20 protein-coding genes are annotated in these 17,261 nt (G+C 56.7%); 15 read left to right on the top strand and 5 right to left on the bottom strand.

Annotated features, from left to right (window positions below; translation table 11 throughout):
- The first annotated feature begins 1 nt into the window (after position 1).
- The 6 genes from KP705_RS11895 (at position 2) to KP705_RS11920 (ending at position 5,877) form a co-directional block, all read left to right on the top strand.
- Complete coding sequence (locus KP705_RS11895; RefSeq protein WP_046901654.1) at positions 2–1,369, top strand: pyruvate dehydrogenase complex E1 component subunit beta; 1,368 nt, start codon at positions 2–4, stop codon at positions 1,367–1,369.
- A gap of 6 nt (positions 1,370–1,375) precedes the next feature.
- Positions 1,376–2,608 carry a pyruvate dehydrogenase complex dihydrolipoamide acetyltransferase gene (locus KP705_RS11900; protein WP_215764491.1) on the top strand — a complete coding sequence of 411 codons (1,233 nt, stop codon included), beginning with the start codon at positions 1,376–1,378 and terminating at the stop codon, positions 2,606–2,608.
- A gap of 3 nt (positions 2,609–2,611) precedes the next feature.
- Positions 2,612–4,018: a dihydrolipoyl dehydrogenase gene (gene lpdA, locus KP705_RS11905; RefSeq protein WP_215764492.1), complete on the top strand. Its 1,407-nt coding sequence runs from the start codon at positions 2,612–2,614 to the stop codon at positions 4,016–4,018.
- A gap of 5 nt (positions 4,019–4,023) precedes the next feature.
- Positions 4,024–4,992, top strand: coding sequence for a lipoyl synthase (gene lipA / locus KP705_RS11910; RefSeq protein ID WP_086633185.1), 969 nt, complete (start codon positions 4,024–4,026; stop codon positions 4,990–4,992).
- On the top strand, positions 4,992–5,462 hold the full coding sequence (locus KP705_RS11915; protein ID WP_046901650.1) for a type II toxin-antitoxin system RatA family toxin: 471 nt from the start codon (positions 4,992–4,994) through the stop codon (positions 5,460–5,462). The genes lipA and KP705_RS11915 overlap by 1 nt, the downstream gene beginning before the upstream one ends.
- Positions 5,463–5,556: 94 nt before the next feature.
- Complete coding sequence (locus tag KP705_RS11920) at positions 5,557–5,877, top strand: hypothetical protein (RefSeq protein WP_046901649.1); 321 nt, start codon at positions 5,557–5,559, stop codon at positions 5,875–5,877.
- Positions 5,878–5,938: 61 nt separating this feature from the next.
- On the opposite strand, the gene KP705_RS11925 is transcribed toward KP705_RS11920, so the two are convergent.
- The 3 genes from KP705_RS11925 to KP705_RS11935 are packed head-to-tail and all read right to left on the bottom strand — an operon-like array spanning position 5,939 to position 8,877.
- Positions 5,939–6,424 (bottom strand): CinA family protein, encoded by a 486-nt coding sequence (locus KP705_RS11925; protein ID WP_215764493.1) that lies wholly within the window; start codon positions 6,422–6,424, stop codon positions 5,939–5,941.
- Entirely contained in the window at positions 6,411–8,285 is a 1,875-nt protein-coding gene (locus tag KP705_RS11930) for a lytic transglycosylase domain-containing protein (RefSeq protein ID WP_215764494.1), read from the bottom strand. The genes KP705_RS11925 and KP705_RS11930 overlap by 14 nt, the downstream gene beginning before the upstream one ends.
- On the bottom strand, positions 8,266–8,877 hold the full coding sequence (locus KP705_RS11935; RefSeq protein ID WP_064272890.1) for a YjbE family putative metal transport protein: 612 nt from the start codon (positions 8,875–8,877) through the stop codon (positions 8,266–8,268). The genes KP705_RS11930 and KP705_RS11935 overlap by 20 nt, the downstream gene beginning before the upstream one ends.
- 81 nt (positions 8,878–8,958) lie before the next feature.
- Here KP705_RS11935 and purB point away from each other — a divergent pair, with 81 nt between their 5' ends.
- From purB to KP705_RS11980, 9 genes are all read left to right on the top strand, one after another.
- Positions 8,959–10,290 (top strand): adenylosuccinate lyase, encoded by a 1,332-nt coding sequence (gene purB / locus KP705_RS11940; protein ID WP_215764495.1) that lies wholly within the window; start codon positions 8,959–8,961, stop codon positions 10,288–10,290.
- 143 nt (positions 10,291–10,433) lie between these two features.
- Complete coding sequence (gene purC, locus KP705_RS11945; RefSeq protein WP_046901644.1) at positions 10,434–11,195, top strand: phosphoribosylaminoimidazolesuccinocarboxamide synthase; 762 nt, start codon at positions 10,434–10,436, stop codon at positions 11,193–11,195.
- Positions 11,195–11,437 (top strand): phosphoribosylformylglycinamidine synthase subunit PurS, encoded by a 243-nt coding sequence (gene purS, locus KP705_RS11950; RefSeq protein WP_046901643.1) that lies wholly within the window; start codon positions 11,195–11,197, stop codon positions 11,435–11,437. The genes purC and purS overlap by 1 nt, the downstream gene beginning before the upstream one ends.
- Positions 11,434–11,823: a Rap1a/Tai family immunity protein gene (locus KP705_RS11955; RefSeq protein WP_064272889.1), complete on the top strand. Its 390-nt coding sequence runs from the start codon at positions 11,434–11,436 to the stop codon at positions 11,821–11,823. The genes purS and KP705_RS11955 overlap by 4 nt, the downstream gene beginning before the upstream one ends.
- Positions 11,820–12,521 carry a phosphoribosylformylglycinamidine synthase subunit PurQ gene (gene purQ, locus KP705_RS11960; RefSeq protein ID WP_064272888.1) on the top strand — a complete coding sequence of 234 codons (702 nt, stop codon included), beginning with the start codon at positions 11,820–11,822 and terminating at the stop codon, positions 12,519–12,521. Before KP705_RS11955 ends, purQ begins: the two co-directional genes overlap by 4 nt.
- Positions 12,518–14,722: a phosphoribosylformylglycinamidine synthase subunit PurL gene (purL, locus tag KP705_RS11965; RefSeq protein WP_215764496.1), complete on the top strand. Its 2,205-nt coding sequence runs from the start codon at positions 12,518–12,520 to the stop codon at positions 14,720–14,722. The genes purQ and purL overlap by 4 nt, the downstream gene beginning before the upstream one ends.
- Positions 14,723–14,725: 3 nt before the next feature.
- The gene (locus tag KP705_RS11970; protein ID WP_046901639.1) at positions 14,726–14,956 is read left to right on the top strand and encodes a BolA family protein; all 231 of its coding nucleotides are present in this window, start codon (positions 14,726–14,728) and stop codon (positions 14,954–14,956) included.
- An 88-nt stretch (positions 14,957–15,044) separates the two neighbouring features.
- Positions 15,045–15,380, top strand: a complete 336-nt coding sequence (grxD, locus tag KP705_RS11975) for a Grx4 family monothiol glutaredoxin (protein WP_046901638.1) — start codon at positions 15,045–15,047, stop codon at positions 15,378–15,380.
- 192 nt (positions 15,381–15,572) lie between these two features.
- A complete protein-coding gene (locus KP705_RS11980; protein WP_046901637.1) occupies positions 15,573–15,872 on the top strand; it encodes a hypothetical protein in 300 nt (99 codons plus the stop codon).
- 2 nt (positions 15,873–15,874) lie between these two features.
- Here KP705_RS11980 and KP705_RS11985 read toward each other — a convergent pair whose 3' ends face one another.
- Positions 15,875–16,246, bottom strand: coding sequence for a YraN family protein (locus KP705_RS11985; protein ID WP_308267496.1), 372 nt, complete (start codon positions 16,244–16,246; stop codon positions 15,875–15,877).
- On the bottom strand, positions 16,243–17,241 hold the full coding sequence (hemB, locus tag KP705_RS11990; protein WP_252348350.1) for a porphobilinogen synthase: 999 nt from the start codon (positions 17,239–17,241) through the stop codon (positions 16,243–16,245). The genes KP705_RS11985 and hemB overlap by 4 nt, the downstream gene beginning before the upstream one ends.
- Positions 17,242–17,261 lie beyond the last annotated feature (20 nt).

Consider the following 17,261-nt stretch of genomic DNA (forward strand, 5'->3'; position numbering starts at 1 on the left):
CATGGCATCTCTGATTCTGATGCCGGCCCTGTCGCCGACCATGACCGAAGGTACAATCGCACGCTGGCTTCGTCAGCCTGGCGATGCAGTGAAGTCTGGCGATGTGATCGCCGAGATTGAGACCGACAAGGCCACGATGGAAGTCGAAGCCGTTGATGACGGTGTGTTCGGTAAGGTTCTCGTGCCCGAAGGCAGCGAGAGCATTGCCGTCAATACGCCTATTGCTGTCCTTCTTGAAGATGGCGAAGACGCAGCCGCCGCTGAAAACGTGACGCGTTCAGCCGATCCAGTTGTCGGTGCATCAGTTGCTATCGAAACTCCGTCCTCACCTGCCACTGTCGAAGCTCCGGCCATCAAACAGGCTGACGACGAGAAAGACTGGGGCGAAACGAAAAACATTACGGTTCGCGAAGCTCTTCGGGACGCGATGGCTGCGGAGTTGCGCCGTGATGAAGACGTCTTCCTGATGGGTGAGGAAGTTGCCCAGTATCAGGGCGCTTACAAAATCAGCCAGGGTCTGCTGGACGAGTTTGGTGAAAAGCGTGTGATCGACATGCCTATCACCGAGCATGGCTTTACTGGCATGGCCGTAGGTGCGGCGCTTACGGGCCTGAAGCCTATCGTTGAGTTCATGACAATGAACTTCTCTCTGCAGGCCATTGATCATATTATTAATTCTGCTGCCAAGACGCTTTACATGTCCGGTGGACAGATGGGCTGCCCGATTGTTTTCCGTGGCCCGAATGGTGCCGCGGCACGCGTCGGCGCTCAGCACTCCCAGTGCTTTGCAAGCTGGTATGCTCATATTCCTGGCCTGAAGGTCGTTGCTCCGTGGTCTGCCGCAGATGCGAAGGGTCTTCTGCGCGCAGCTATTCGGGATCCGAACCCGGTCGTCGTGCTGGAAAACGAGATCCTGTACGGCCAAAAATTCCCATGCCCTACGGATGAAGACTTCATCCTGCCGATCGGGAAGGCCAAGATCGAGCGTGAAGGTAAAGACGTAACTCTTGTTGCGTTCTCCATCATGGTTGGCGTTGCGCTCGATGCCGCTGCCAAGCTGGCAGAAGAAGGCATTGAAGCCGAAGTCATCAATCTTCGTACGCTGCGCCCCCTTGATACTGAAACAATCATCAAGAGCGTCAAGAAAACTAGCCGGATTGTTTCCGTCGAAGAAGGCTGGCCGGTTGCGGGTATCGGCGCAGAAATCTGCACGGTCGCCGTTGAGCAGGCTTTTGACTGGCTTGATGCGCCTCCGGCGCGCGTCTGCGGGCTTGACCTGCCGCTGCCCTACGCGTCCAATCTTGAAAAACTGGCACTTCCGAAACCCGAGTGGGTTGTGGAAGCGGTCCGCAAGCAGTTCGGGGACTGACCGACAATGGCAATCGATATTCTGATGCCGGCCCTGTCGCCGACAATGACTGAGGGCAAGCTGGCCCGCTGGCTTAAAAACGAAGGCGACACGGTCTCTGCCGGAGATGTGATCGCTGAAATCGAAACCGACAAGGCCACGATGGAAGTTGAAGCGGTAGATGAAGGAATTCTCGGCCGTATCCTCGTTCAGGAAGGCGCGGAAGGTGTCGCTGTTAACACACCTATCGCCATTCTTGTCGAAGAAGGCGAAGATGTTCCAGCCGCGTCTTCAGCACAGGCACCCGCTTCAGTAGCTCCGGTTGATGCGCCTGCTGCTTCCGTAAATGCACCTGCGCCAGTCACCAAGGCAGCAGTTACGGCAGACACTTCTGAGCGTATTTTTGTTTCTCCGCTTGCAAAGCGTATGGCAAAAGAGCGCGGAATTGCTCTCGCGTCGCTCAACGGAACGGGACCAAACGGTCGTATTCTAAAGCGCGATGTAGAGAAGGGCGGCCAGCCGGCTAAAACTGCGCCGAAAGCTACGCCCGCGGCACCCGTTGCTAACGAGGGTTCCGTAACGCGCGTTCCGAATTCCACGATGCGTAAAGTCATCGCGCGGCGCCTGACGGAATCAAAAACGCAGGTGCCGCATTTTTATGTATCTGTGGACATCGAACTTGATGCTTTGCTTGCGCTTCGTTCCAAACTGAACGCGACGGCTGAAGACAATAGCTTCAAGCTTTCTGTTAATGACATGATGATCAAGGCCGTAGGGCTGGCACTCAAGAAGGTGCAAGGTCTGAACGTCCAGTTTACAGACTCGGAGACGCTGCATTTCGATAATGTGGACATCTCGATGGCTGTTTCCATTCCAGATGGCCTTATCACGCCAATTATTCGGAATGCGGACCAGAAGTCCCTGCGCGAAATTAGTCGTGAAGCCAAGGATCTGGCCAAGCGTGCCCGTGCAGGCAAGCTGAAGCCGGAAGAATTCCAAGGCGGGACGTTCTCGATCTCCAACATGGGGATGTTCGGCGTCCGCGATTTTGCCGCGATCATTAATCCGCCGCAGGCTGGTATCCTGGCTATTGCGTCGGGCGAGAAACGTGCCGTGGTTCGTGGAGACCAGCTTGCAATTGCAACCGTCATGACCGCGACACTCTCTGTTGATCATCGTGCCGTTGATGGCGCGCTTGGCGCACAGTGGCTGAACGCCCTGCGCGACATCGTACAGAACCCTTACACTCTGGTGGTCTGATCCATGTCCGATACTTTCGATCTGATCGTTGTTGGTGGCGGTCCTGGCGGTTACGTTGCAGCACTCCGAGCCAGCCAGCTTGGCATGAGCGTTGCCATCGTGGAGAGCACGCATTTTGGTGGTGTCTGCCTCAACTGGGGCTGCATTCCCACCAAGGCGCTCCTGCGCTCTTCGGAAATTCATCATCTTCTGCATGATCTGAACACGTTCGGCTTCTCCGCCGAGAATGTGTCTTTTGATCTTCCGAAGATTGTGGCGCGGTCCCGCGGCATTGCACGCCGTATGGGGGGCGGAATTGCTCACCTGCTGAAAAAGGCCAAAGTCACGACCTTTGACGGTCGTGCAAAACTGGCTGGACGGGCAGGGGAAGCACATAAGGTTTCCATCACCAAAGACGGCGCTGAAGTCGCAGTCATCAAGTCGCCCAACGTGATTCTGGCAACAGGGGCACGGGGTCGTCAGCTTCCAGGTCTTGAGACGGACGGAAAGTTGATCTGGGGTGCGCGTGAGGCCATGACCCCGGCAGAACTGCCGAAGCGTCTTCTGGTCATTGGCTCTGGAGCTATCGGCATTGAATTTGCGTCTTTCTACCGCAACATGGGTAGCGAAGTCACAATTGCTGAAGTTGCGGATCGCATTCTGATTGCCGAAGATCCGGAAATCAGCGCCGCTGCCCGCAAGGCTTTTGAGAAGCAGGGGATGCAAATCATCACCGGCGCAAAGGTTGGAGCGCTGCAGAAGGGCGAAAACGAAGTCTCCACCACGATTGAAAGTGCGTCTGGCACAATTGATCTGACGGTGGACCGCGTAATCTGCGCTGTCGGTATTGTCGGGAACGTTGAAGATCTTGGACTGGAAGGCACCAAAGTCCAGGTCGATCGCACTCATATCATCACAGATGGCTTTTGCCGCACGGCAGAGCCGGGCATTTACGCGATCGGGGACGTTGCAGGCGCTCCGTGGCTGGCTCACAAAGCAAGCCATGAAGGTATTCTCTGCGTCGAGAAGATTGCCGGTCGTTCGCCGCAGCCTCTTCATGCGTTGAACATTCCGGGCTGCACTTACTCTCGTCCCCAGATTGCTTCGGTAGGTCTGAGCGAAGAGAAGGCTATTGCCTCTGGTCATAAGGTTCGCGTCGGCCGCTTCCCGTTCATGGCGAATGGCAAAGCCGTAGCGATGGGTGAGACGGAAGGCATGGTCAAAACCGTGTTTGACGCGACCACCGGAGAGCTTCTTGGTGCTCATATGATCGGTGCCGAAGTCACGGAAATGATCCAGGGTTACGTTATCGCCCGGACCAGTGAGCTTACGGAAGCAGAACTGATCGAAACGGTTTTCCCACATCCGACAATCTCCGAGACGATGCACGAAGCGACTCTGGCGGCCTTCGATGGCCCGCTCCATATCTGAGCATCATGTCCCAGCGCATCACCATTGATCATCGGTCAGCGCCTTCTCCCCGTCATCCGGAGAAGGCGCATCGCCCCGATAACCCGATCCAGCGCAAGCCGTCCTGGATCAGGGTCAAGGCGCCCAATCATCCCGTCTATCACGAGACGCGAGCTCTGATGCGGGAAGCGAATCTGGTTACGGTGTGCGAAGAGGCTGCTTGCCCGAATATCGGGGAATGCTGGTCTCAGCGCCATGCCACCATGATGATCATGGGAGAGATCTGCACGCGTGCCTGCGCGTTCTGCAACGTCACAACCGGCTTGCCCAAGGCGTTGGACGAGGACGAACCTCGCAGGGTGGCAGAAGCTGTAGCAAAGCTCGGCCTCAAGCACGTTGTGATTACATCGGTGGACCGTGATGACCTTGCTGATGGCGGGGCGCGTCATTTTGCCAATGTGATCAAAGCCATCCGGACGGCTTCAGCGAGCACGACAATCGAAATCTTGACTCCTGACTTCCTGAGGAAGCCGGGCGCTCTTGAAGTTGTCGTGGAAGCCAGACCGGACGTTTTCAATCACAATATCGAGACTGTACCACGTCTCTATCCCACTATTCGTCCGGGTGCGCGATACTATCAGTCCCTGCGTCTGCTGGACGGTGTGAAGAGGCTTGATCCATCCATTTTCACCAAGTCCGGCCTGATGCTTGGCCTTGGTGAGGAGAAGATGGAAGTATGGCAGGTCATGGATGATTTCAGGGTTGCTGACGTCGATTTTCTGACGTTGGGACAGTACCTTCAGCCGAGCGTAAAGCATGCATCGGTCGAAAAGTTTGTTACCCCGGAAGAATTTGACGGCTATGCTGCGGCTGCCCGTTCCAAAGGATTTCTCCAGGTCAGTGCAAGCCCTCTGACACGATCCTCCTATCATGCGGACAGTGACTTCGCGAAGCTGCAGGCTGCGCGAAACAGCCGTCTGAAAGAAAGTCCCTGATGCCGACACATGCCGAGCAACGGTTGATTGCCTACACGCCGGAGCAACTTTTTGATCTGGTCGCAGATGTGGAAAGATATCCGCAGTTTCTGCCATGGTGCGTCAAAGCGACTATCAAATCCAAGACAGAGCATGAACTGGTAGCTGACCTGACAATCGGGTTTGGTCCGTTCCGTGAGACCTTTACGAGCCGTGTGACCTTGGAATGCCCTTCGCGTATCCGTGTCCGCTATGAAAAAGGGCCTTTCCGGTATCTGAATAACGTCTGGACATTCACACCTGACCCTCGTGGCTGCCTGGTGGATTTCTTTGTGGACTTCGAGTTCCGGTCCCGTCTGCTTCAGAATGCGATGGGTGTTGTTTTCAATGAAGGCGTTCGTCTGATGGTCTCAGCCTTCATCAAGCGGGCTCGTGATATCTATGGCGTACAGACGCCACAAACCCGTACTCCGCAGCCGGGACTTTCCTGAGCACAGGAAAGAATTCGTAATACGCCATGAACCATTTGGCGCATGTGGCGTTTTGAGCCCCAAGCACCGAATGGTGTCATGAAAGGATTACGCAATGAAGAAATTTACCTTCGGCGCATTTGCCTTCTCGGCTTTGATTGCTGCTGCTTCCCCGGCTATGGCCGAACACCATGGCCATCACCATGGCAAAAAGTCTGCTTCGCACATGCAGAAGTCCGATGAAGCGTCTGCAACAGACGCCCTGAACGCCCGCTCGCTCCAGCAGGCTCAGACGCCAGTTCAGGCACAGGCTCCAGCAGCTCCGCTTCCGGTTGCAACGGCACCGACGTCCGCGGTTGTTCCTACGGCGCCGGTCCCGACCGTACCGCCAGCGGCATCAACAATGCCAGCAACGGCCCCGACTGACGGTCAGTAAATCGTCAGTTGGCACAGTTTGCCATAAAGGCCCTCACCAGATCGGTGGGGGCTTTTTTTGTTCAGGCCTTCAAAATCATTTCAAGAGCATGTCTCACCGTAGCCTTTCTGACTGCAGTTCGATCTCCCGAAAAAACATGTCGCTCTGAAATTGCCTTTCCTGGAAAAACAGCCAGCCCGAAGCAAACAGTTCCCACAGGTTTCTCAGCACTTCCGCCATCTGGCCCTGCTATTCCTGTGACAGAAACCGCTATTGTCGCATCCGCAGCATGCCACAGTGCGCCCTCCGCCATGGCGCGTGCCGTCTCTTCACTGACTGCACCATATCGAATAAGAGTGTCTGCCGTAACGCCAGCAGCGCTGCTTTTCAGGGCATTGGAATAGGTCACAAGGCCGCCTTCGATCACGCTGGACGACCCTTCAATATCGGTGAGGGACGCGCAAATCATCCCGCCCGTGCAACTTTCCACAGTCACAAGGCGCAGGTTACTTGCTGACAGATGCGCCAGTACTTGTTCACAAAGTGATCGAAAATCAGTTTCCGACATTGGCAGTACTCACTCGATAAACCATCATGTTGGCTTCGATATTTTCGATGTACATTCGCGTTTCCCGATAAGGGAGACGTTCGATCCAATCGAGAATACCATCTTCAGATAAAGGATCGGCAGGTGGATTTGCTTTGAGCCACAGATCCACCCTATGCGGCCCAGCATTATAAGCAGCCAAGGCATAGGGAATGACGTTATCAAAGCGCGCAAGCAACTGGGATACGTAAGCATTACCAACGGTCAGATTGGTCTGAGGATCCAGCAGGGCCGCTGCGGAGACATTCATGCCCCCCAGATGGGCGCGCCTCACAACATCCGTTGCAGCCCCGGGCAAAATCTGAAGCAGTCCAATTGCATGAGCCCCGCTGATGGCAGCAGAATCGAACCCGCTTTCCTGCCTGATAACGGCTGGAAGCAAACCACCTGGAACAGTCGATGCCTCCGGCCATGGATTAGGGAACCCCTGCGGATAGAGGGCAACGCCTTTTCGTGACAAGGCATGAGCAGCAAAGACTTCAGCAGCAGGAACATTAAGACGTGAGCCAAGGTCTGCCACAGCTTTCTGGCCTTGCGCCGTCGGATTAGCGATCAGAAGAAGCAGGAGGAAGTCTTTAGCATGTTCCTGATCTCCTGACTGCATCAGGTCGGTGGCCGCCTCGACGAGATCCTGTCGCTGCAAGTCTCCTGACGCCACCGATGGAAGAGAGTGCAAGCTTTGCTGGAGCGCACTATCGAATTCCTGAGACGTCGTCCCGGCCAAAATAAAAGACGGCTCTCCGGAAAGAGCTGCCTGAGCAAGCTGGCCATGGAACGTCGTGGGAAAATGTGTCGCATGCTCAAATGCGTCCTGCGCGTCTCCGGAGTGCCCTGCGGCTTGGCGTGCGCGCGCAGTCCAGTACCAGCCTCGAGCCTGCATCGCGAGTGAGGAAGCCTGCTGGAGCGGCCTGAAAAACTCCTCCGCTTGGTCGGGAGAGTTCAAGAGCCGAAGCGCAATAAAGCCCGAGAGATTTTGCGCTTCCTGACGGTCGATTTCGGTGAGCGGCAGTGTTGTGTCCTGCGCTAGGGCATAAGCGTCCTGCACACGACCTGCGAGCAGCAGGGCGCGAGCCAGGCTTGCTCTTTCACTGGACCATTCATGAGAAGGAGCCGCAGTTTGCAGGCGTGAACCCGCATCATTCCAGAGCGCCAAAGCGTCATCCAGGTGGTCTCCGCGCCGGAGAGCCCGCAGGCGATAACGAATTAAAATGGGATCTGCACGCTCCGCAGGAGATAGAGCATCAAATGCGCTGTCGGCATCAGGGGAGACGGATCGTTCAGCGAGTCTCGCGCGTGCAAGAGCCTGACGCTCGGGCGGCAGGCGAAGGATCTGACGTCCCGCCGCCGAAAGCTGCCCCTTGGCCTCAAGAGTCGCATAACGCTGCCACTGATCATCCGCACTGAAGACAGTGGCATATCGCGCCAGAAGAGCACCTTCTTCCTGAGCAGTTCCTGCACCGGAAATCCAAAGCCTACGCGCTTCATTCACTGCACTGGGCAGATGATCCTGACAGTTCAGGAACGCCGAGACGAGTGTCAGGGGAAGAGCCGGACAGAGCCTGTCTAATGCGTCAGGATCAGACGTATGTGTAAGGGCATTCTGATATCGCCACAGAATTTTGGCGCGTTGCGGCCAGACCGGGGTCTGCAGAAGAAAGGCGGCATAGTCGTCCGCAGGTCGGTCTGTGGCTGAAGGCGCGACAAGGGACAGCCACTGAGCCAATCGGTCCTGAACCGAGGGTGTAGGAGGCAAAGGAGCTGCCGCCCCAAGAAACAGGGCAGCAGCCAGAAGAAGTGGTCGGTCAGTTCGGCAGCACAACATGATGCCAGATTTCTCCTCCGCCGCGGATGATAAGCTCAATCGCCACACCCAGAACGACAAACAGACCACACCATGCGATCCAGCTGTAACGGGCCAGAAGCCCGGCAATGAACGACGCGGCAACGCCCATCAGCAACACAGAGAACGCAAGACCGCCCATGAGAATCCATGGATGACCAACAGCAGCACCTGCGACAGCAAGGACATTGTCCAGACTCATGGAAAGATCGGCAATGACAATCTTGAGAATGGCAGGCCCAAGACGGGAAGGGGCGTCAACCTCAACGTCCGTATCACTGTGCCGGAGTTCCCGATACATTTTCCAGCAGACCCAGAGCAGCAGACAGCCGCCTGCAAGCGTCAGGCCCACAATAGCCAGTAGACGGGCTGCGACCAGTGCCAGTCCAATTCGCAGGACAGCTGCAAACGCCGTGCCGATCAGAATGGCCAGACGCCTCTGTCGCCCCTGAAGGCTACGAACCGCCATCCCGATGACAACAGCGTTGTCTCCCGCGAGCGTGATATCAATGAGGGTAACCTGTGCCAGCGCAAACAGGCCGTGAACGAAAGTATCAGGGAGCAAGGTTGTCATTCTTCCAAAAGGGGTCCGTGCAATATCCTCGTATTTGGTCTAAGCAGCCTCCGTAAAGCCCCACTCGCCTCCGGAGTTCTCATGGTTCCGCGTTATAGCCGCCCCCAGATGACCGCAATCTGGTCGCCCGCCAACCGTTACCGTATCTGGTTCGAAATTGAAGCCTTGGCCTGTGAAGCCATGGCGGAACAGGGTGCAATCCCTGCCGAATCAGCCAAAACGATCCGCGAAAAGGGGGATGCCGCAATGGCCGCATTCTCCGACGCTGACCTGGCCCGGATTGACGAGATCGAGGCAGAAACGCGCCATGACGTGATTGCGTTCCTGACATGGCTGGCAGAAAAAGTTGGCCCCGATAGCCGTTTCGTTCATCTCGGCATGACGTCTTCGGATGTGCTGGACACATGCCTGTCCGTTCAGCTGACACAGGCTTCCGACCTTCTTCTTGAAGATCTGGAGCGCGTTCTCGCTGCTCTCAAGGCACGCGCATACGAGCACAAGCTGACCGTGACGATCGGCCGCAGCCATGCCATTCATGCGGAACCGACCAGCTTCGGCCTGAAACTGGCTGGCCATTATGCAGAATTCGCGCGCAACAAAGAGCGTCTGCTTCAGGCCCGCAAAGAAATCGCTGTCTGTGCCATTTCCGGTGCAGTCGGCACGTATGCCCATATTGACCCGGCCGTTGAAGAATACGTTGCCGACAAGCTGGGACTTGTCGCCGAAAGCGTCTCCACGCAGGTTATCCCCCGCGACCGCCACGCAGCATTTTTCTGCACACTGGGCGTGATTGCCAGCGGCATTGAGCGCCTCGCTGTTGAAGTTCGCCACTTGCAGCGTTCGGAAGTGCGCGAAGCGGAAGAGTTCTTCCACAAGGGCCAGAAGGGTAGTTCCGCGATGCCGCACAAGCGGAATCCGGTGCTGTCCGAAAATCTGACAGGCCTTGCCCGTCTGATTCGCTCCCATGTTACGCCTGCACTGGAAAACGTTGCCTTGTGGCACGAACGTGACATCAGCCACTCGGCCGTGGAGCGGAACATCTGCCCTGACGCCACGATCGGGCTTGATTTCGCTCTGATGCGTCTGGCTGGCATGATGGAAAAGCTGATGGTCTATCCGGACCAGATGATTGCCAACATGGAAAGCCTTGGTGGCGTTGTTCATTCCGGTGAAGTGCTGCTGGTTCTGGCCCGCGCTGGTATTTCCCGCGAGGACGCCTACCGGATCGTCCAGCGCAACGCCATGGAGACATGGACGAAGCTGGGCCATCCTGACTTCCGCACGTTCCGCGAGAATCTTGAAGCAGATCCGGAAGTTGCCGGCCGTGTCAGTGCGGAAGTTCTGGACCGGGCCTTCGATCCGGCGCAGCATCTCAGCCAGGTTGATCGCATCTTTAACCGCATTTTCGGTTAATCTGGACAAACGGGGGCGGGAATAGTTTTCCCGCACTCTCGCGGTTCCGGTTCCGCAATGCTATGGAACCGAAAAACCGTCGCTGGACCAGCCGTTTCCGCATCCCTGACAAACGGGACGGCGCAACGCAGTAAGGATTGCTCATGGCCCGCCGCCGCCAGCTCTATGAAGGCAAAGCCAAGGTTCTTTTCGAAGGGCCCGAGCCCGGAACGCTCGTGCAGTATTTCAAGGATGACGCTACCGCCGGAAACGGCGCCAAAAGTGGCGTGATCACAGGGAAGGGTGTTCTGAACAACCGCATCAGCGAATACCTGATGATGAAGTTGCACGACATCAACATCCCAACGCACTTCATTCGCCGTCTCAACATGCGCGAGCAGCTGATCCGCGAAGTCGAGATCATTCCGCTCGAAGTGGTGGTCCGTAATGTTGCGGCGGGCTCGATCGCCAAGCGCCTTGGCATCCCTGAAGGGACCCGTCTGCCGCGCACAATCATCGAATATTACTACAAAAACGATACTCTCGGGGACCCGATGGTCTCTGAAGAGCATATTGCCGCATTCGACTGGGCCTCACCACAGGACCTGGACGACATGAATACGCTGGCTCTCAGGACCAATGATTTCCTGATGGGCATCTTCATGGGCGTTGGCATCACCCTCATTGATTTCAAGCTGGAATTCGGCCGTCTCTGGGAAGGCGAGGAGATGCGGATTATCGTCGCTGACGAAATCTCTCCCGATAACTGCCGCCTGTGGGACAGCAAGACCAGCGAGAAAATGGACAAGGACCGGTTCCGCAGGGACATGGGCCGCGTCGAAGAAGCTTATCAGGAAGTTGCACGGCGTCTCGGGATCCTGCCCGAAGCCAGTAATGGAGACCTCAAGGGTCCGGAGGCAGTATAATGAAAATCCGCGTTTTCGTTTCTCTGAAAGATGGTGTTCTTGACCCGCAGGGCAAAGCCGTGGGCCACGCTCTTGAGTCTCTGGGTTTCAAAGGTGTTGGTGAAGTCCGCGTTAACCGCGTGATCGAACTGGACGTTGCCGCGCAGGACAATGCTGCAGCTCTTGCGGAGGGTGAGGCCATGGCCCGCGCTCTTCTGGCTAACGAAGTCATTGAAGACTTCAGCGTCGAGGTGGCCGCATGAAGCTCTTCTCCGCTGCTCTTCTGGCTGCCGGTCTCGTGACCGTAGCCGCGGCTCCTGCTCATGCACAGCGCGTTTCCAAGGTCTCCGGAAAAGCTCTGGGCAATATGTGCTCAGCCAGCAAGTCCACCGCTCTCTGTGACGCGTATCTCGCAGGCGTCATGGACAGCGAAGTCTGGTCCAAGAAATATGACAGCTACGCCGATGACGCTGGCGCGCCGGTCGCGTTTTGTGTTCCGGTCAGCGAAACGACAACGCAGGTCCGCGGCAAGCTGATTTCCTGGCTGCACGCTCATAATGATGCGTTGACGCAGTCGGGCGGCAAGGCCGTTTACCGCGCCCTGCATGACGCTTACCCCTGCCATACGGCTCCGGAGGCTCAGAAATGAAGGCAGGTATCGTCGTATTTCCTGGCACGAACCGGGAGCGCGACATGGTGCACGCCCTGAAGCTGGTTTCCGGCCAGACCCCGAAGATGATCTGGCACCGGGACACATCCCTTGGTGATCTGGATCTCGTGGTTCTGCCAGGGGGTTTCAGCTTCGGGGATTATCTGCGCAGTGGTGCCATGGCTGCTCATTCTCCGATCATGCGCGAAGTCAAAGCTTTCGCTGAGAAGGGTGGCCATGTTCTCGGTGTCTGTAACGGTTTTCAGATCCTGACGGAAACGCATCTTTTGCCAGGCGCACTGCTTCGCAACGCTGGCCTGCGATTTCTGTCGCAGGACTGCCACCTGAAAGTTGAAAATGCCACGTCGGCGTTCACACAGGGATGGAAGAGCGGCGACATTTTCCGTGCGCCGCTTGCGCATGGTGATGGCAACTACACGGCCTCACCTGAAACGCTTGAGCGTCTCGAAGGAGAGGGCCGGGTTGCATTCCGCTATTGTGCCGCTGATGGACAGGTCTCAGAGGGCAATCGCCACTCCAATCCTAACGGCAGCGCGCGCTCGATCGCTGGTATCCTGAGCGAAAATGGCCGTGTGTGCGGCCTGATGCCGCACCCTGAAAACCTGACTGACCCGGAAATCGGCGCGACTGACGGCGTGCCGCTCTTCAAAGGCCTGGTGGAGGCTCTCGTCGGATGAGTGTTACAATCGACGCCAAACTGGCCCAGTCGTTCGGCCTGACACCTGCGGAATATGACAAGCTCCTGAACATCATGGGCCGCACGCCCAGCTTTACAGAGCTTGGCATTTTCTCGGTCATGTGGTCCGAGCACTGTTCTTACAAATCCTCCCGCATCCATCTCAAGACGCTGCCAACCAAGGCTCCATGGGTCATTCATGGGCCAGGCGAAAACGCGGGTGTTGTTGATATCGGCGAAGGTCTGGCTGCCGTCTTCAAGATGGAAAGCCACAACCATCCGTCCTTCATCGAGCCTTATCAGGGCGCAGCGACGGGCGTGGGCGGTATCCTGCGTGACGTGTTCACCATGGGAGCCCGTCCGGTTGCCAACTTGAATGCCCTGCGCTTCGGTGACCCAAAGAATCCGGGAACGCGCCGTATCGTCGATGGTGTTGTTCGCGGCGTAGGTGGATACGGCAACTGCGTCGGCGTTCCGACAGTGGGCGGGGAAGTCAACTTCCACAAGGCCTATGACGGCAATCCGCTCGTCAATGCGATGACGGTCGGTGTCGCCAAGCAGGACAAGATTTTCCTTTCTGCTGCTGCAGGCATTGGAAATCCGGTTGTTTATGTTGGCTCCAAAACCGGTCGTGACGGTATTCATGGCGCTACCATGTCCTCCGCCGAGTTCGACGATGAGGCCGCCTCCAAGCGTCCAACCGTTCAGGTGGGTGACCCGTTCATCGAGAAGCTACTGATCGAGGCGTGCCTTGAACTGATGGCCACAGATGCGATCGTGGCCATTCAGGATATGGGTGCGGCTGGCCTGACGTCTTCTGCTGTTGAAATGGCAGGGAAGGGGGGCGTCGGTATTGAGCTTAACCTTGATTCCGTCCCGCAGCGCGAACCCAGCATGTCAGCCTACGAAATGATGCTGTCTGAAAGCCAGGAGCGCATGCTCATGGTTCTCAAGCCAGAGAGCACCGAGCAGGCCCGGGCGATCTTCGAAAAATGGGAACTGGATTTCGCTATCGTCGGGCAGCTGACAGATAGTGGCCGCATCACGATCAAGCACAATGGACAGGTCGAAGCGGATATTCCGCTGGCGCCGCTGGCTGATGAAGCTCCGGTCTACAATCGCCCGACTGTTCCGCTGGAGGCCCCACGGCACATCCAGCCGCCTGCAGACCCGGTAGGGATTGAGCATGCTTTGCTGACATTGATTGGCAGCCCGGATCTGGCGTCCCGCGCATGGATCTGGAACCAGTACGATGCATCGGTCGGCGGTAACACGGCGCGTCGCCCAGGTGCAGCAGATGCCGCCATTGTGCGCGTGGAAGGAACGCGTCTGGGTCTCGCCCTGACGACGGACTGCACCCCGCGTTACTGTCAGGCTGACCCGAAAACCGGAGCAGCACAGGCTGTTGCCGAGGCATGGCGCAACATTACGGCAACAGGTGCGAAGCCTTTGGCCGTGACGGACAACCTGAATTTTGGCAATCCGGAACGTCCGGAAATCATGGCTCAGTTTGCTCAAGCCATCAAAGGCATGGGTGAGGCGTGCCGTGCGCTGGATTTCCCGGTCGTGAGTGGCAACGTCTCATTATACAACGAGACACGTTCACCGTCAGGTCTGGCCCAGGCTATCCTCCCGACACCGGCGATCGGCGCCCTGGGTGTTCTCGCAGATGCTTCGCGGTCCATCGGACTGTCCATGCCTGCAGATCATGATCTGGTTCTGATCGGCGAAATCCGTGGTGAACTCGGTCAGTCCCTGTGGCTCCGTGAGATTTGCCATCGCGAAGACGGTGCTCCGCCTCATGTTGATCTTGTTGCAGAGCGCCGGAACGGTGACTTTGTGCGCGGACAGATTGAAGCCGGGTCGGTCACGGCCTGCCACGATATTGCAGATGGTGGTCTTCTCGTGACACTGGCTGAGATGGTCATGGCTGGAGATGTAGGATGCGTGTTGAATGCACCCCCATCCAACATTCCACTGCATGCTTTCTGGTTCGGTGAAGATCAGGCGTGCTATGTTCTGGCGACCAAAAGCGCTCAGGCTCTTCTTGCCGCAGCCGAAAAAGCTCATGTCCCGGCCCGCAAGCTGGGTCATTCCGGCGGCAAGGAACTGAAGCTTGCGGATGGTATTGCACTAAAAGCCAGCAGACTGCGCGACATCAACGCAGCATTCTTCCCGAAATTCATGGGTGAGGACGCCTGACACATGCCGATGACAGCATCCGAAATCGAACGAACCATCCTCGCCGCTATTCCCGATGCCCAGATCACAATTCAGGATCTGGCCGGGGACGGGGATCACTACGCCTGCACCGTGGTCAGCACGGCATTCGAAGGGCTTTCTCGTGTACGCCAGCACAAACTGGTTTATGATGCGTTCGGAACCCGCATGGGTACTGAGCTGCATGCGATGGCTCTCAAAACCCTGACCCCTTGAACTCAGGGGGAATCATTCCCTTCTGAAGTGACTGCTGACAGCCAGGGAGGGCATTGCCTCTCCCTGATGCCGACAAAAGGAAAAACCAATGTCTGAGACCGTGTTCCAGCATATCCAGAACCTGATCGACGCAAACCCGGTCATGCTGTTCATGAAGGGTGATAAACTCTTCCCGCAGTGCGGCTTCTCTGCACGCGTTGTGCAGATCCTGAACCACCTTGGCGTGCCGTTCGAGACCTGCAACATTCTTGAAAGCGCTGAGCTTCGTCAGGGCATCAAGGATTTCTCACAGTGGCCGACCGTGCCGCAGCTCTACGTCAAAGGTGAGTTCGTTGGGGGGTGCGACATCGTGACGGACATGTACCAGAGCGGTGAACTTGAGACTCTGCTGACCGAAAAAGGAATCGCTACGGCGAATGCCTGACTTCGTTAATTCCGGCCGCTGAAACGGCCGGAATTCAACCTTTTTCAAGGCTTGCAGACGCCACAATTCAGCCATGATGTGTCCAAAAGTGGCAAGACCTTGATTTTTTCTAAAACTTTTCCCATCGGGGTTGTCGAACCCTCTGATTACGTCATACGGTAGTTCCATCAAAACAGGGATGGAAACACATCAATGGCGCGACAGTGGGCTGGCCGAATTGCTCTCGGCATTATGGGCGTTGGACTATGCATGGGGGCCGGAAAGGCTCATGCCCGTGCAGCCATCACCGATTATGAAGCCAGCAAGCTGACATTTGATGCGCTGACAGCTACCCCGGTTTACCACCGTCCGGTTGTTCACTTTGCTCGTCACTCCGCAAGCCACTCAATGGCATGGAGCGGACATCACGCTGTGATCCGTAACGTTGCTTACCGCCCGCATGCAGCTGCCGCAACAACAGCTCATCGTCACGTCCGCAGCCGTCGCACCTGATATTATGTAAGGCGTAGCGCATCCACGATGCGTCGCGCCTGCCCCTCGCGATTGACAGCAATAACGTCAAAACGCGTGTTCGGGCGTGACCAGTCTGGTCTGGTCACAAGAATATATTCAAAGGCGGCCATCAGCCGCGCAGCCTGACGAGGGCGAAGGGCTTCCACGCTATCCCTGAGTGTGGAACGGCTTTTTACCTCGACAGCGATAACCCAGTCTTCATCCGCAACCAGAAGATCGATTTCGCCATATGGCGTTCTGAGCCTTTGAGCCAGAATTTCCAGCCCTGCCTCTACCATATGGCGCCTTGCGATTTCTTCTGCGTTCAGGCCTCCGTAATAGGCCTGAACGCCTCGTGCACGACGATTAATCAGCGGTCTTCTTTCATAAGACGGGCAGCATCAATCGCAAAATACGTCAGAATTCCGTTACAACCGGCCCGCTTGAAAGCAATCAGGCTCTCCATAATGGTCCGATCCCGCTCAAGCCAGCCATTCTGGATGGCACCTGCCAGCATCGCGTATTCGCCGGACACCTGATAGGCGAAGGTCGGGACAGCGAAGCGGTCACGGATACGGCGAATAATGTCCAGATACGGCATTCCCGGCTTGACCATAATCATGTCCGCACCTTCACGAATGTCCTGTTCGACTTCACGAAGAGCTTCATCCGAATTGGCCGGGTCCATCTGATAGGTTTTCTTGTCGCCCGTCAGAAGACCACCTGATCCCAGTGCATCACGGAACGGGCCGTAGAAGGCGGAAGCGTATTTCGCGGTGTAGGCCATGATGCGAACGGTCTCGAAGCCGTTGGCATCAAGTGTTTCGCGGATTGCCTGTACACGACCATCCATCATGTCGGACGGCGCAATAATATCGTTTCCAGCGCGGGCCTGATTGAGTGCCTGCTGACGCAGGATCTCGACAGACTCGTCATTGAGGATGCGGCCGTCCTTGATAACGCCGTCATGGCCATGATCCGTGTAGGGATCGAGCGCCACGTCCCCAATGACACCAAGCTCTGGAAAGACTTCCTTGATGACGCGGGATGCGCGGCACATCAGATTGTCCGGATTCAGGGCTTCGGTGCCGGTTGCATCACGCAGTTCGACTGGCGTGATGGGGAAAATGGCAACCGCTGGAATGCCAAGCTCAACAGCTGGGCGGACATGCTCCACCAGATTGTCGAGGCTGACGCGCTCAACACCGGGCATGGAGGACACTTTCTGGCGCTGGTTTTCGCCTTCACAAACGAAAATCGGCCAGATCAGGTCATCGACGTGCAGTCGATTTTCCTGAACCAGCCGACGTGTAAAGGCATCGTGGCGATTACGCCGCGGGCGGAAGAGGGGGAATGATGCGTTCGTCATGCCCCCAATCATGCTCCTAT

Origin of the sequence: Gluconobacter sp. P1D12_c (genome assembly GCF_018812105.1) — a bacterium.
Lineage (GTDB): Bacteria > Pseudomonadota > Alphaproteobacteria > Acetobacterales > Acetobacteraceae > Gluconobacter > Gluconobacter oxydans_A.